The 14,574-nt window shown below is 62.3% G+C and carries 14 protein-coding genes; 7 read left to right on the top strand and 7 right to left on the bottom strand.

Translation table 11 applies throughout. The features are described 5' to 3' along the window. Positions 1–6 precede the first annotated feature (6 nt). Positions 7–267: a hypothetical protein gene (locus GA0071312_RS10095; RefSeq protein WP_131817769.1), complete on the top strand. Its 261-nt coding sequence runs from the start codon at positions 7–9 to the stop codon at positions 265–267. A 53-nt stretch (positions 268–320) separates the two neighbouring features. On the opposite strand, the gene GA0071312_RS10090 is transcribed toward GA0071312_RS10095, so the two are convergent. Continuing rightward, on the bottom strand, positions 321–713 hold the full coding sequence (locus GA0071312_RS10090; protein ID WP_074444865.1) for a hypothetical protein: 393 nt from the start codon (positions 711–713) through the stop codon (positions 321–323). Between the two features lie 388 nt (positions 714–1,101). Between GA0071312_RS10090 and GA0071312_RS10085 the strand changes: the two genes are divergently transcribed. The 3 genes from GA0071312_RS10085 (at position 1,102) to GA0071312_RS19165 (ending at position 3,775) form a co-directional block, all read left to right on the top strand. Further along, positions 1,102–1,401, top strand: coding sequence for a hypothetical protein (locus GA0071312_RS10085; RefSeq protein ID WP_074444864.1), 300 nt, complete (start codon positions 1,102–1,104; stop codon positions 1,399–1,401). 287 nt (positions 1,402–1,688) lie between these two features. Beyond that, complete coding sequence (locus GA0071312_RS10080) at positions 1,689–2,909, top strand: DNA cytosine methyltransferase (RefSeq protein WP_238947169.1); 1,221 nt, start codon at positions 1,689–1,691, stop codon at positions 2,907–2,909. A 2-nt stretch (positions 2,910–2,911) separates the two neighbouring features. Beyond that, on the top strand, positions 2,912–3,775 hold the full coding sequence (locus GA0071312_RS19165) for an Eco29kI family restriction endonuclease (protein WP_083204489.1): 864 nt from the start codon (positions 2,912–2,914) through the stop codon (positions 3,773–3,775). A 13-nt stretch (positions 3,776–3,788) separates the two neighbouring features. Here the strand turns inward: GA0071312_RS19165 and GA0071312_RS10070 are convergent, their stop codons facing one another. The 6 genes from GA0071312_RS10070 to fliF are packed head-to-tail and all read right to left on the bottom strand — an operon-like array spanning position 3,789 to position 10,989. Then, the gene (locus GA0071312_RS10070) at positions 3,789–4,358 is read right to left on the bottom strand and encodes a lytic transglycosylase domain-containing protein (RefSeq protein ID WP_074444861.1); all 570 of its coding nucleotides are present in this window, start codon (positions 4,356–4,358) and stop codon (positions 3,789–3,791) included. Then, positions 4,306–5,745, bottom strand: coding sequence for a flagellar hook-length control protein FliK (fliK, locus tag GA0071312_RS10065; RefSeq protein ID WP_074444860.1), 1,440 nt, complete (start codon positions 5,743–5,745; stop codon positions 4,306–4,308). The genes GA0071312_RS10070 and fliK overlap by 53 nt, the downstream gene beginning before the upstream one ends. Then, complete coding sequence (locus GA0071312_RS10060; protein WP_074444859.1) at positions 5,742–7,199, bottom strand: hypothetical protein; 1,458 nt, start codon at positions 7,197–7,199, stop codon at positions 5,742–5,744. Before GA0071312_RS10060 ends, fliK begins: the two co-directional genes overlap by 4 nt. Beyond that, positions 7,196–8,620, bottom strand: coding sequence for a MotB family protein (locus GA0071312_RS10055; protein ID WP_074444858.1), 1,425 nt, complete (start codon positions 8,618–8,620; stop codon positions 7,196–7,198). The genes GA0071312_RS10060 and GA0071312_RS10055 overlap by 4 nt, the downstream gene beginning before the upstream one ends. 12 nt (positions 8,621–8,632) lie before the next feature. After that, positions 8,633–9,331, bottom strand: coding sequence for a hypothetical protein (locus GA0071312_RS10050; protein ID WP_074444857.1), 699 nt, complete (start codon positions 9,329–9,331; stop codon positions 8,633–8,635). Between the two features lie 2 nt (positions 9,332–9,333). Beyond that, positions 9,334–10,989, bottom strand: a complete 1,656-nt coding sequence (gene fliF, locus GA0071312_RS10045; RefSeq protein ID WP_074444856.1) for a flagellar basal-body MS-ring/collar protein FliF — start codon at positions 10,987–10,989, stop codon at positions 9,334–9,336. Positions 10,990–11,205: 216 nt separating this feature from the next. Between fliF and GA0071312_RS10040 the strand changes: the two genes are divergently transcribed. The 3 genes from GA0071312_RS10040 to GA0071312_RS10030 all read left to right on the top strand — a co-directional run bounded on the left by GA0071312_RS10040 (position 11,206) and on the right by GA0071312_RS10030 (position 14,509). Further along, on the top strand, positions 11,206–12,417 hold the full coding sequence (locus tag GA0071312_RS10040) for a GNAT family N-acetyltransferase (protein ID WP_074444855.1): 1,212 nt from the start codon (positions 11,206–11,208) through the stop codon (positions 12,415–12,417). A 95-nt stretch (positions 12,418–12,512) separates the two neighbouring features. Beyond that, positions 12,513–12,953 carry an HIT family protein gene (locus GA0071312_RS10035; RefSeq protein WP_074444854.1) on the top strand — a complete coding sequence of 147 codons (441 nt, stop codon included), beginning with the start codon at positions 12,513–12,515 and terminating at the stop codon, positions 12,951–12,953. A gap of 215 nt (positions 12,954–13,168) precedes the next feature. Next, positions 13,169–14,509, top strand: coding sequence for a hypothetical protein (locus GA0071312_RS10030; protein ID WP_074444853.1), 1,341 nt, complete (start codon positions 13,169–13,171; stop codon positions 14,507–14,509). Positions 14,510–14,574 lie beyond the last annotated feature (65 nt).

Below are 14,574 nucleotides of genomic sequence, written 5' to 3'. Positions count from 1 at the left end.
TCAGACATGCGAGACGAGTTTGAGATCATGATTGCCGCGCAGATGAACGACCCTGCTCCGATTGCCCCCGCCATGCCGGATCAGGCGCCGGTGCAGATCGGCACGATCCGTGACCTGCGGAGCGATCCGCCCGCCTTCGCGCCGACGGAATCGACCGCGCCCGGCAAACCGGGCCCCACGCTCCATCCCGGCTTCGGCCCCCTCGCCCTTCCCGCCCTCGTCGCAGCAACCCGTGTCATGCGTGGCGCGACGAACAAGGGGGGCTGATTCGCTTCGACGTGAATCAAGCGGCGGATGCATCGCGCATCCGCCGACGCGCGTTATAGCAGAACGCGAATCAGGAAGGTGTTGGGCGAGACCGCGCCCAGCAGCACGACGCTGAGCATTGATGCGGCGATCCAGGCGATGAACACCGCGATCATTCCGTGACCTGCCCCTTCCCGCATCGTGCTGACGAGCGCGGCGAAATTCCCGCTCAGAACGAGCACATGCGGCGCCATCGCCACCGCCAGCAGCGCCCATGGCGCCATGCCGGCACCGAATTGCGCCAGCCAGAACTGTGCCAGCGCTACCAGCACGATCGCCGCTGCCACGTTCCACATCAGAAAGAACCCTGCATACCACGCGTCCTGCGCCCCGCGTTTCCAGGCGAAGAGCGCATAGCCATGCGTCACGGCGACAAAGACGGCGAGAAGTGCGGTAATGGCATACATGGATTTGGCTTAAACGATCCTCGACATAAGGGAAATGTCGGCCTCCCGATTTCCCTCCCCGCTGGGGAGGACGGCCAGGGCGTGCCAAGTTGTGCGCCAATACAACCAAAACCCCTCTTTTCAATGCTCGATACGTGTTTTACTGTCGCCACAGGGTCGGTGAAATCCGGCTCCGGGGCGTCGAAACCCCTTCCTGTAGCGGTCGGTGCGACCGAAAAGGCACCTCCTCGACCTTCATGGCCGGGGAGGCGCTGGCGTATGTCCAAGGCTGCGGTCCAAAGGCCAGTGCGGTCGTCTACAGGCGGCTTTCGAACTCCCCGGTCACCAGAGCGAACCTCTGGTGACCAACCTAACCCGGTTTCAGGATGGTTTTGGGGGAGTTTCGATCATGGACGACATCTCGGCTTTTCAGGCGTTTCTCGGCACCTATCAATCGCTGGCGGACTGGATCAAGGCGCTCTGGCTGATCGTGCCGCCGGCCTTCATACTGCTTCTGACGGCGCTGCTCCTGCGCGCAAAACGCCCCGTGCCGGAGGTCGACGGCGAGTTGGTCTATACCGTGCACCGCGACGCCGCCGGCCAGTACCGCATCCTGCGCCACACGCCCCCCGACGATACCCCGGCCTTGCTCCCGCTGGAGCCTGACACGCCCGCCCTGAACCCGCCGGAACGGCGCAACTCAGCATGAAGACAGCAACAAGCATCGCTGCCATGGTCAACGCGACGGGAACAGGGGCCGGAAGAGAGGGAGGGGCGGAACACTGGCCGGGGTCGGGGTTGAGGCGACGGCGCGGCTTCAATTGATTTCGCGACCGCGCTGCGCGCGGAGGCCCGTCGAGACACCGCAGCCCGGCACTCTGCCCCGCAGTTGGCGCACAAATAGGTGCCGCTTCAAACGTCCCAAACATTCTCCACTTCAAATGCGACAGTTTCTTGATTTGTTCTCGCGAATCTGGTTTAGAGGGATCTCGCTTGGTGTATCGTAACCCCACTGGTGAAATTGGCATGCGAACGAAACTGCGGAAATCAATCGAACTCTTTGCTGGAGCTGGGGGGCTTGGAATTGGGCTGGCACAGGCAGGGTTCGAGCCTCAGATTGCGGTTGAAAACGACAAGTGGTGTTGCGACACATTGAGAAACAACCATAAGATATTAGGCGTCAATTGTGAAATTGAAAACACATCTTCGGGGATTATTGAGAATGACATCCGAAATATAGACTTTTGCGAATTCGAGAATGTAGTCGACCTCGTGTCTGGCGGCCCGCCGTGCCAGCCATTTAGCTTGGCCGGCAGGCATCGTGCGTATGAAGACGCGAGAGATTTGTTTCCAGAGGCGGTCCGAGCCGTGCGCGAGTCGAGACCAAAAGCATTTATCTTTGAAAATGTAAAAGGCTTAACGCGTTCAAAATTTTCTGACTATTTTTCATATATACAGCTTCAACTTGAGCACCCCGAAATCATGACAAATAATGATGAAGATTGGCACGATCATTTTAAGAGGCTTCAACAACACCATACTTCGAGCTCTAGATTTGGGTTGCATTACAATGTCGTGACAAAAGTTCTAAACGCTGCCAATTTTGGCATTCCCCAAAAGCGTGAACGTGTAATATTTGTTGGCTTTAGAGACGACATTAATGCACGCTGGTCGTGCGACGATGGACCTTTCACTGAAGAATCAATGGTATGGGATCAAGTTTTTGGCTCATACTGGGAAAAACATGAAATTCCCAAGAAAGACAGAATACTGAATTACAGATCTTTGTTAATTGCCAAACGCCTTTCGCGTGATGAAAAACCTAAGACATTACCTTGGCGCACAATACGGGATGCAATTTCTGACTTACCAAATCCGGAATATGAGAACAATATTCGCTTTCCAGACCATCGCCTCCAATCCGGCGCACGGAGTTATGCGGGACACACGGGAAGCTACATTGATGAACCATCTAAAACCTTGAAGGCAGGTGTTCATGGTGTACCTGGCGGAGAGAACATGATCCGTTGGGCAAATGGCTCTGTTCGATATTTTACTGTTCGAGAAAGCGCTAGAATTCAAACATTTCCTGACAATTTCAAATTTTATGGCGCTTGGTCAGAGTGTATGCGACAATTGGGAAATGCGGTGCCCGTCGCACTAGCAAGCTGCGTGGGGGAATCAGTAAATTTAAGGCTAACCTCAACTGAGATATAGTAATGTCATCGAAACCAGAAATAGAAAAAGCAAAAGAAACTGCTTTTGCAATAAAAGAATTCGAGAATTTGATTCGGGGGACAAATTTAACCCCTCCATCACGAAAGCGAGTTCTTGATGTAATTGAACAAATGAAAGAGAGATTGCAGAGACTAGAGTGTGAAATTGATCCCGTTTCACTTCCAGAAGCTTTTTTTGACCCTAGTGAGCCATCTCTTATTGGTCACTTTGTAGCCCTCGCTCTAGTTTCACAGAAAAAACATTATCTGAGTGAAATCACTCCATTTTATGGTTCGGGTGTTTACGCTTTGTACTATGAAGGAGACGCGCCAGTATATTCAAATATTTCCAAAACTGAAACACCGATATATGTTGGTAAAGTAGATCCCCCAACTGGGGCTACATCAATTATCCAGCAAAAAACGAAGATATTTGACAGACTTAGAGAACATCGAAGGAATATAGATATTGTCACCGGCATCGAGCTTTCTGATTTCCGCTACCGCGCACTTGCTGTCCAAAGCGGCTACCAGACCGCAGCAGAATCACATCTCATTGGTGTTTTTAAGCCAATCTGGAACAATGAGACAAAAATTCTTTATGGAATTGGAAAACATGGGGATTCCGCTGACACAAGATCTAACAATAGATCACCTTGGGATACCATACATCCCGGTCGAAAATGGGCCGAAGGAAACCCAGAAGCTAAAGGTGCAGAAACCATTAAATCAGAGGTTGAGATGCATTTCAAAAATGTGAAAATATTCAAATCAACTCAAGACGTGTTTAGCGCGTTCATAGATGGAATAAAGCGAACCGAGAGAAATATCATCAAAGAAATATCCGAAAGTTCTTCAGATAAGTAAATCCCTCACCCCCCTATCCACAAAACATCTTCGCATTCGCCGTCCATTCCCCAAATCCCGTTGCGACCATGTGGCGGATGACGGCGCAGACGTAGCGTTTCTGGGCGGGGGTGTTGGCGCGGCCGGCGTGGTAGCGGGCGACGGCGCGGGTCCAGTCGCCTTCGCGGTCGCGCAATTCGCGCAGGAAGCGGGCGGCGTATTCGACGTTGAGCGCCGGGTCGAGCATATGGGCGGGGCTCTCGAATTCCTGCTTGTGGTAATGGTGGTTGATCTGCATGCAGCCGAGATCGATCAGCTTGACGCCGCGCCGGCGCTCGCGCTCGAATTCGCGCAGTGCATCCGCCGCGCTCTCGCCGAAGAAGCTGCGCCCGGCAATGTTGAGCGCATAGGGGTGCAGCGCGCCGCGCCGTCCCGTCTCGGTGAGGCCGATGGCGAAGAGCACGGCCAGCGGCACGTCGTATTTGGCCGCAGCGCGGGTCATCTCCGCCTCGCAGACGGGATCGGCCTCGGCGCGCGCGGGCGCCTTTGCGTCAAAGATAAATATCGCCGCCGTCAGACAGGCGAGGGCCGTGAGAATTCTCATGTTGCCTGCTCCCTTCGTGATCAGAGCGTTCGCTCCCTTCACCACCTTGCCGCGAACCACGGTTCGAGCCGGCTTCACCGTCCCCATGGCCGCCCGGCCCCGCGCCGTTCTGTCCGGCCCCGTTGCCGCCGACATTCCCGCGCCCGGCCTGGGCGGGATCGCCGCTCTGGATGGTGATGCTTTCCGGGCTGAGCCCGCTCTTGCGGATGAGATTGCCGATCAGATCCTTGTCGGCGCGCACCAACTCCAGCGCACGCGGCTCGGAGACGGTGATTTCCATGCGCATGGCGCCATCGGAGAGATGCATCGCCACGCTGATCTTGCCGAGCGAGACCGGCGTGAGCTGGATGGCGAGCATCTTCACAGGCCCGGCAGGCCGGGCCCCCTCGCCGCGCAGGCTGCCCGCGAGCGCCTGGTCGAAGCCGCCTCCGCGCATATCCGCGCCGCGCGTCTCGCCGCCGCGCATCTCGCCTGCCTGCGCCGCGAGATTCGGCCCCGCCTCGCGCATGAAGGCAGCGCCCTCGTCGAAAGCTCTGGCGAGCGCGTCCAGATTGCCCGCTCCCAGCGCGGCCTGCGGGACCGGCGCGAAATGCGTTGCCTGCGAGACGATCCGCGCCTCGCCGATCCCCGAAGCCTGGCGTGCGCCGAGCCCGGAATGGCCCGGATTATCGCGCAGGGACAGATGCAGGCTCTCATCCGATTGCATCGCCGCCCCGGCAGCGGCCTGCTGACCGGCCTGCATCCGGGCCGCGTTCTGTGCGGATGCGGGATCGCCGGCGGCAGATGGCCCGGCGAAATGCCCGGGAGCGGGTTGGCCAGGTATCGTTTGTCCCGCGACGGCCTGCGGGTTCGCCGCAGCATCAGTTTGCGCACCGCCAGCGCCTTCAAGCTGACCGGCGAGGGCACGCAGACGCTCCAGCGAGGCGAAGAAGCGCGCCGCCGGATCCTGCGCCTGTGCCACGGCTTTCTCCTCATCCTCCGGCGCGAGGCGCGCGAGCGCGTCCGCGACGGCCTTCGCGGCAATATCGCGCGTCGGGCGCGCGCCCGCTTGCCCATCAGCGGTCGCAGCGAAATCTGCGATCGCGCGCCCGGCCTGCGCGGCGAGATCCCCCATTCGCGCCGCGACGGCAGCATCATCGGGACGCGCGCTCGCCTGATCGAGACCGGCGGCGCCCGCTTCCCGGCGCCCCTCACCCGCACCCTCGCGCCGCGCCCGTTCGGCGGCGATCGCCTCCGGGCCGCGCCACGCATCCGTGCCACCGCCCTTCTCGCCGGCCTTGTCACCGGCCTTGTCCAACGCGCGCCCCTGCGACTGGCCGCTACGGCCACTTTGACGGGCGGCGTGATCCGCCGGAGGCGGGTCGAAACGGGTCAATGCGGCGCTCATCGTGTTTGCCCTTCGAGCAGGAGATCGATCTCGTCGAGCGCGGCCATGGCGCGCTGCATGATCGCGGTTTTCGGATACAGAGCGGCTTCGAGCGCGGTCTGCGGCGGCGTCTCCCCGGGAGCATCCGCATCGGCGATATCGACTTCGACGTCATCGGCATCGGCCTCGGCATCGGCGTCTTCTCCGGCACTCGGGATATCGCCTTCCAGCTCTGCCTCGGCTTCAGCCTGGGCCTCGGAATCGGTCGCGTCGGGGGCATCCGCGCGGTCAGCCTCGTCCAGCTCCGCCTCGTCCTCCACACCCACCGCCGCGCGCAGAGGCTCGCCGATGGCGGCGGCGGTGGCCATGGCCGCTTCGAGGACGGGCAGGTCCGCCTCGGGCAATCTGTCGGGATCCAGCGCAAGCAGAATCTCGACAGCCGGCTCGTAAGAGGGCGTCACGATCTGCGCTGCGGCGAAATAGAAGCGTGCGCGCTCTTCCTCGTCACTGTCACCGGCGGAGAAGCCGATGGCGCGCTCGGCAGCCAGGCGGGCCAGGTCGAGCGCGCCCGAAAGCAGCGCGTGGCGGGCGAAGAAGAGATAGAGATCCCGCTTGCCCTCGCCGTCCATCTGCGCGAGCACGGCTTCGAGCCGCAGGAAATCCTCGACGCTCTGCGCGAAATCGAGCGTCGCCAGCAGCGAGATGAAACGCTGGCGGAAATTGCCGGCATAGACCGAGTTGCGGTAGCGGCGCAGATACTGCACGGCGAGAAATTCCAGCTGCTCCAGTTCGCCGCGCTGGCCCTCGACGAAGATCTCGCGGCGCAACGCCGCCTCCTCGGCGAGCGTGCCCGGCGCAAGCAGACGCGCCAGTGAAAGCAGACGCACCGCCTCCTGCGGATCCTCGCGCACGATCAGCGCCGAGCGGGCAATGGCGATCTGCGCCCCGAGATAGCCGGGCAGCGCCTGCGGATCGAAGCCCGCGAGCCGCTCGCGGGCATCCTCCTCGCGGCCATGCACATAGGCGAGCGCACCGGCCAGAAGGTCGGGATCGATCGCGGGCGCGGGATCGAGGGCGAGCATGCGCTCCAGCACGATCGGCGGACCGCCGCCCAGAACAAAACTCACCGCCGCATTGGCGTTGCGCTTGTCGGCGAATTCCGCCGGATCGGCGCGCAGGAAGGTCTCGGCGACGCGGGTGATCAGCGCCCGCTGGCCCTCATGGGCGCGGATATCGCCATGGGCAATGCGCTCCTGCAGGGATTGCAGCGTGCGCAGCATGGCATAGGGCTGGCGCGCTTCCTCGCGCCGCTCCTGCGCGATCTGCGCTTCGCGCGTCGCTTCACGCGCGGCGATACGCGCCTCGGATTCACCGACAGCCGGAGCGGGAGCGAAAAGGAGTGTCGCGAGCCCCACACCGGCGAGCAGGATAAGACGCAGGAGGTCGCGCAGGCAGGGAGCAATGCGGGCCGTCATGCCGGGCGCTCCAGCAGCAGGATCTCGATGCGCCGGTTTTCCGCCGCATCCGGGTCGGCAGGAACCTTGAGCATGCGGTCCGCATGGCCCTCGACGCGGGCGATGCGCCCCTCGTCGAAACCGCCATGCACGAGCATGTGATAGGCCATATGCGCGCGCGCGGTGGACAGGCGCCAATTGTCGTATTCTTCGGAACGGAAGGGCCGGCCATCGGTATGCCCCCGGATCACCAGTGGTTCCGGACGCTGGCCCAGCACCTGGGCGAGGGTGCGCAGCACACCGACGACTTCCGGCCTGGGCTCGGCGGAGCCGATCGCGAACATGCCGAAATCCGCCGCATCGGTCAGGCTGATCAGCATGCCTTCCGGCGTGGCGCGCACTTCCAGAAGCGGTTGATCGGCGAGCTGCGGCAATTCCGTATCGATCTGTCGGGCGATCTCGGCACGCAACGCGGCGGCTGCGACCTCGGCCTCGCTCGGCGCTTCCTCGGTGAGCACTTCCTCCACGGTCTTTGCCAGCTCGATCTCACCCTCGACGCTCGATTCCTCCAGCAGGCCGGGCTCGGCATCGGTGAAGGTGTCGAGCGCGGGCAGAGGCTCCTGCGCGATCTCGGCGATCGCGAGCGCCTCGACATCGGCGGCGGGCTCCTCGACCACCTCGATCACGATCATGCCCTGCCCGCTGAAATCGGTTTCATCATCCGGCACCACCGTCTCGGTCTCATCGCTCTCGACGAAAAGCGGAAACGGCAGTTGCGCTTCGTCGGTGGCGGGTTCGCCCTCGCCGGGGCCGAGTTCGGGAAAGGCGGCGCCGGCATCGGTGAGGCCGCGCGGGCCGGTCGAGCCATCGCCATCGGCGCGGGCGATGCGCGGCTGTGGCGCGGTCTGCCAGTAGACCGGGTCGAAGGGATCGCGGAACGCATCGCCACCGGGCAGGCCGGGCTCGCCGCTCTCGCCGGGAGAGACGTCGATCGCGGCACTCGGCGGCTGGCGCTCGTCGAGCTCGGCGGCGAGCTCGGCCAGGACCGCATAGGGATCGTGGAAGAGCTCGCTTTCGGAGAAGCGCGGGCGCTCGCCGCCGGCGACATCGGACCCTTCCCCGCCCTCACCCGGATCACCGCGCGGGGGCACGATAGTGGAATGCTCGTCGCCATCAACGCCGCTCGACGAGGATTCGGGATCGCGCAGGCCTTTGCGGTCGCTCGTCGCCTCGGCCAGATTGATCGGGTTGAAATAGTTCGCCACCATCTCCTTGGCGTCGTCATCAGTGACGTTGATGAGCCACATCACCAGAAAGAAGGCCATCATCGCGGTCATGAAATCGGCGAAGGCGATCTTCCAGACGCTGTTCTTGGCTTCACCTGCGTCAGGGTCGCGCTTGCGGCGCACGATGATGATTTCCTGGGGTTGCTTGTCGTCCATGACCGGGATTCCTCAGGGCTGGCTGACATCGCCGGACAGGATCCGGGACCATTGCGCGATCTGGGTTTCGAGGGTGGTATCGGCGCAGCTGACGCGGATATCGGCGCGCCCCGGCACCGCATGCATGACGAGACCGGGGTGCTCGGGCAGGGCCGCGCGCAGGGCGTCGATCAGATCCTGCGGACCCTCGACGCGGATCTCGGCACCGGCCTCGCCGGCGGCGAAGAGGCGCTCCAGCATGCGCGCCATCTCGGCGCAGGCCTTCTCCCGCAGGGCTTCGGCGAGAAAGGGCTCAAGCGCGCGGGCAAGCTTCCCGGCAAGACGCAGGCGCAGCTCCGCCAGCCCCGATTCGAGCGCCTCGGTGAGGCGTGCCGATTCCTCCGCGACCCATGTGGCGCGCGCTTCCCCGAGCGCGCGTTCATGCATTGCGGTGAGTTCGGCGGTCACAATCTCGCGGGTTTCACGGGCGGCCTCGGCGCGACCGGCCGCATCAGCCTGCGCACGCGCCTGTTCGAGCGCTTCCGCCAGCTGCGCATCGGCCTGGGCCTGGGCTTTTGCGCGACCTTCCTCATAGCCGCGCTGCCAGGCATCCTCGGAAGCTCCGGCGCGCCGGATCTCCGCCATCGGGCGAACCGGGCGCTCAGCATGGAGCGGCTCTGGCGCTGGAAGGAGCTGGAATTCCTCGAGACAGCTCTGGATCGGGCGCACCATGATCACGCATCCTCGCTTTCACGCATCCATTGGCGCAGGATGTGCACGGCCTGCTCTTCGTTGAGATTGACGATCTGTTCGAGTCGTCTGACGTTGTTCGTGTTGAACCTCGACGAGACGTCGGCGATCAGATCGACATCCCCTGAGCCACCCGCCATCCGGTCGGCCAGGGCAGCGGCCCCGTACCCGCCCCCTTCGCTCTCGATCGCAAGCGGCGTCGCGGCCTGATCGATCGCCTGCTGCTGCTCGCTCTGCGGACGCTGCACGATGGCGTTGACGGCGGGGCGCAGGCCGAACCAGATCACCATCGCCGCCACCAGCAACATGGCGAGTGCGCTGACGATGTTGCCGGTCTGGCGCAAGAGGATCTCGCTCATGGCAGGACCGGGCACGGGTTCGAAATTGCCGTAATCGTCGAGGAAATTCACCACCGCAACCTTGAGCGTATCGCCCCGTTCCTCGCGCAAACCGGCGGCGGAGGCCGCGAGCGCCTCGATCTCGGCAATCTGCGCAGCGAGTTCCGCTTCGCCCGCATCCTCACCCAGAGCCGCCGTGAGGCGTGAACGGTTGACCAGCAGCGCGATCGAGACATTCTCGATGGCATAGCCCTCGCTGCTGGTCTGGATCTGCGTGGATGATATCTCGTAATTGGTGAGATCCTCCCGGCGCTGCACCTCCTCGTTCGACTGCTCACCCGGCACCGCGCCGACTTCCTCTTCGGGGATGTTCTGTTGCACGGTGGTGGGGGTATCGCGTGAAAGATTCTCGGCGGTTTCGTTTTCGCGAATGATGCGGATCGAGCGTTCGACGCGCGAATCAGGATCGAAAATGGTCTCGTTGATCACCCGGCGATCCGTATTCAGGCTCGCCTTGGCGCTGACCTCGAAATTGTCGAGCCCCAGATAGGGAGCGAGCGTGCGCCGGACATTGCTTTCGATATCACGGTTTACCCCGGCGGTCAGCGTCGCCATCTGTGCGGTGGCGCCGTTGCTGCCGTCATCGCCGGAGGCCAGCAGCGTACCGTCGGTGGAAAGCACCGTGACACGCTCGACGCTCATCCCCGGCACGGCGGCGGCGACGAGGTGGCGGATCGATTGCGCCGCGCCGCCCGCATCAGGCGATTCCATGCGCACCACCACCGAGGCCGAGGGCGGGCGCTGTTCGCGGCGAAAGGAGCCGGGATCGGCCATGACGATATGCACCCGCGCCGCCGAGACCCCGCGTATCGCCTGGACCGAACGCGCGATTTCGCCTTCGAGCGCACGCACCCGGGTGACTTCCTGCATGAAGGAGGTGATGCCGAGCGAGCCGAGATTGTCGAACAGTTCGTAGCCGGCATTGGCGCTGTAGGGCAGCCCCTTCTCGGCCAGCAGCATGCGCGCCCGCGCCGTCTGCGAATGCGCCACCATCACGGCATCGCCGGCGGTATTGACGTCGAATTCGATGCCGGCCTCGGTCAGCGCCGAGCCGATGCGGGTGACGTCCTCGCGCTCGAGCCCGGAATAAAGCACAGTGAACTGGGGCCGGCTGAGATAATAGGCCGAGAGGCCGATCGTGGCAAAAACCGTCAAGCCGACCAGCGCCAGTATCATCAGACGCCGGGCTCCCAGTTCCTGCAGGCTCACCCATAACTTGTCGGCATGTTCGCGCGCGCTCATCGTGCCTCTCGCCCTGTTCCGCCTCATCGATGCGGGCAGCCGCCCTCGGGGCCCGCCGACGCATCGAAGGCAGTGTGGCGGTTCAATCTTGTCCGAGGATTGCGTCTTGCCGTTCGCGCCATAGATACTCACCGTCATCGAATGCCGTCGGTCCCGGCGGCGACGAGGGGGAGGACGGGTTTGAGCGAGGACGAGACTCCACCGGAACGAGATCAGATGCCGGATGGCGCGGGCCAGCCGGCTCAGACCGGTCCGACGCTGAAGATCGCGCCGTCGATGAGCCTCGTCGAGGCCACACAATGGGATGCCTGCGCGCTCGCCGCCGCGACGCCGGACGAGCGCGACGATCCCTTCATCCGCCACGCCTTTCTGTCGGCGCTGGAAGATGCCGGTTGCGTGCGCGCCGAGACCGGCTGGGGACCGGCGCATGTGCTGCTCGAAGACGAAGGCGGCGGGCTGATCGGCGCCGTGCCCTGCTATCTGAAAGGCCATTCGCGCGGCGAATACGTGTTCGATCAGGGCTGGGCGGATGCCTATGAGCGCGCCGGCGGGCGCTATTATCCCAAGCTCCAGGTCTCCATCCCCTTCACGCCGGTGACCGGCCCGCGTCTGCTCGCACCGCCCGGAGAGGATGGCAAAGCGATCCGCAGCCAGCTGATTTCGGGCCTGCGCGCCCTGCGCCGCCAGACCGGCGCCTCCTCGATCCATGCCACCTTCCTGCGCGAGGATGATTTCAACGCCTTCGCGAGCGACGACTTCCTCACCCGCATCGACCAGCAGTTCCACTGGTTCGACGAGGGCTACGGCGATTTCGAAGGCTTCCTCGCCAGCCTCGCCTCACGCAAGCGCAAGGCGATCCGGCGGGAGCGGCGCGATGCGCTGGCGGAGGATATCACGGTCGAATGGGTCACCGGCGCCGATCTCAGCGAGGCGCATTGGGATGCGTTTCACGCATTCTATGAGGATACCGGCGCGCGCAAATGGGGGCGGCCCTATCTCAACCGGCAATTCTTCTCGCTGATCGGCGAACGCATGCCGGAGCGGGTGCTCCTGATCCTGGCGAAGCGCGCCGGGCGCTACATCGCGGGTGCGATCAACTTCATCGGCAAGGACGCGCTCTACGGGCGCAACTGGGGCTGCATCGAGGATCACCCCTTCCTGCATTTCGAGATCTGCTATTACCAGGCCATCGATTACGCCCTCGCCCACGGTCTGACGCGGGTCGAGGCCGGGGCACAGGGCGAGCACAAGCTCACGCGCGGCTATCGCCCGGTGACGACGCGCTCGGCCCATCTCATCGCCGATCCCGGCCTGCGCCGCGCCGTGGCGGATTATCTGCGCCGCGAGAGCGGTTACGTCCGCGCCGTCAGCGAGGAACTGACCGAGGCCCTGCCCTTCCGGCGCGACCAGCGCGACGGGAAAGCCTGATCCGGCCTTGACCGGAGGGCCACGGGGGGCACACTCGCTGGCAGACGATTCATGGCCATGCAAAGCATGGACCGGCCAGCAAGGAGAGTGAGCCGATGAGCACGCAGCCCGAAACCGCCTATGACGACAGCAACGTCTTCGCCAAGATCCTGCGCGGTGAATTGCCCTGCCACAAGGTCTATGAGAACGACGACGTGCTCGCCTTCATGGATATCATGCCGCGCGGAGACGGGCATTGCCTCGTCATCCCAAAGAGCGCGGCGCGCAACTGGCTCGATGCCAGCGCGCATCAGCTCGCCTCGGTCGCCGAGGCGGCGCAGCTGATCGCACGCGCGGCGATGAAGGCCTTCAAGGCGGACGGGATCACTATCCAGCAGTTCAATGAACCCGCCGGAGGGCAGGTCGTGTTTCATCTGCATGTCCATGTGATCCCCCGTTTCGACGGCGTGCCCCTGCGTCCGCATACGGGCGAGATGGCGGATCAGGCGCAGCTGGCACAGCATGCCGAAACGCTGCGCGCGGCGCTTCCGGGCTGAATTCTGATCGAAACAACAGTTTTTTCAAAGACTTGTGAGCGTTCCGGGGACTCGTTCGGAACGCTCTTTTTATGCACCCAATGAATTATGAAGACCACGTTAACCATAAGTACGTAATAAGTATTACGATTACGTATTATTAATTGACTTCAAGCATCAAAAATTAAATAGTCAATGCATCGGGATTTCAGATATCTTAATCAGGAGTGAGCAAGATGAACACGACACCGGTTACCTTCACCAGCACCCGCCAGAGCAACGTCGACGATCGTCGCCTCGACAGCGCGCAGCAGGATTTCAACAACGCACTCAAAAGCGTCGATCAGGATTTCGATTTCGGTTCGAAAGCGCCGAGCCTGACCAATCTCTACAAAACCGGCGATACGAGCCGGAGAGAGATCGAACAGCAGTTGCGCTCTGTCAGCACGGGACACAATGCAGACCCTACTCCTGCGAGCCTGTCCCGTCAGAGCAACAGCTGGGTTGAGGCCGGCTCTACGGGCTGGGAGCCGCCGACAGCACGCCGCGATGCGTCAAACGACGATACCACCACGACGACGATGGGTCGCACATCGCGCAGCGATGAACAGCGCCGCACGGATGACCAGCGCCGCACGGATGACCAGCGCCGCACGGATGAAAAGGTCCGCAGCGATGACGCGCGCGGCAGCGATGACAATGTCGCCCCGGTAACGATGCACTCGCGTTCGAACGTCACGCCGTCGGTTCTCCAGAATGTCGGAAGCATCGGTGCGAGTAACGGCCAGAGCGCATTGTTCGTGCACAGTGAAGAAAAAGTCAGCGTCGACACAATCCGCAATACGCTGAACAACCGCTTCCCTGATGGCAATATATCTGTCGCGCAACTGGTCGAGCAGTTCAATATCAGTGAGCCCCGCGCGAAGAATTTCATGCGCCATCATGGCACCGCCGGTGAACTCAGCATCGATGCCTTCATGCGGCATGTGTCGCGCTGGCAGGACGAAGACGGCAATCTGACGCAGGCGCGCTTCGAATCGGCGATTCTCAATGGCGCCAGCCACCTCAACGTCAACCGCTTCGAATATGAAGAAGGCAAAGGGTATGAGTTCCGCGGCTTCAAAGAACTGTACCGTCGCGCCGGCGGGGACCTGCCTGACGAGACACTTCTCAAGATATTCAACCAACTCAAGTCCCTTGACATGAAGGGCAGCGACGAACACGTGGAGCGCTCCGAATTGTTCAAGCTTGGCATCGCACCCGATGATGCTGGCGATGTAGAAGTCAGCCGCATTCTCAGAGCCTTTGATATAGCCGCATTCGGGGAGCCGGAATCGGCGCCGACACCGACGCCGATTTCAACGCAGAAGCCGGCACTTCCTACGGTTGACTGGACGCCGCCGAATCCGGGTAATGGCCATTCGCAGACGATAGCGCGCCCGAATGGGGTCCCGTATATCCTGCAACAGGGCAATATCCAGAATATCTTCGACCCGTCTTTCTTCGCTGGTGGAGGCACCGCGTCCTCGAACGAGTGGAGAAGCGGAAACAACACCTTCAAGAACATCTGGCCCTGAGTCTGACACCCAAGTGAGGCGGGCGGCATCCGCAAGGATGCCTGCCGGACCCCTCCTCCTGACCC

Origin of the sequence: Saliniramus fredricksonii (assembly GCF_900094735.1) — a bacterium.
Classification (GTDB): domain Bacteria; phylum Pseudomonadota; class Alphaproteobacteria; order Rhizobiales; family Beijerinckiaceae; genus Saliniramus; species Saliniramus fredricksonii.
The sequence above is the reverse complement of the archived record's forward strand: the minus strand, read 5'-3'. Positions and strand labels throughout refer to the sequence as shown.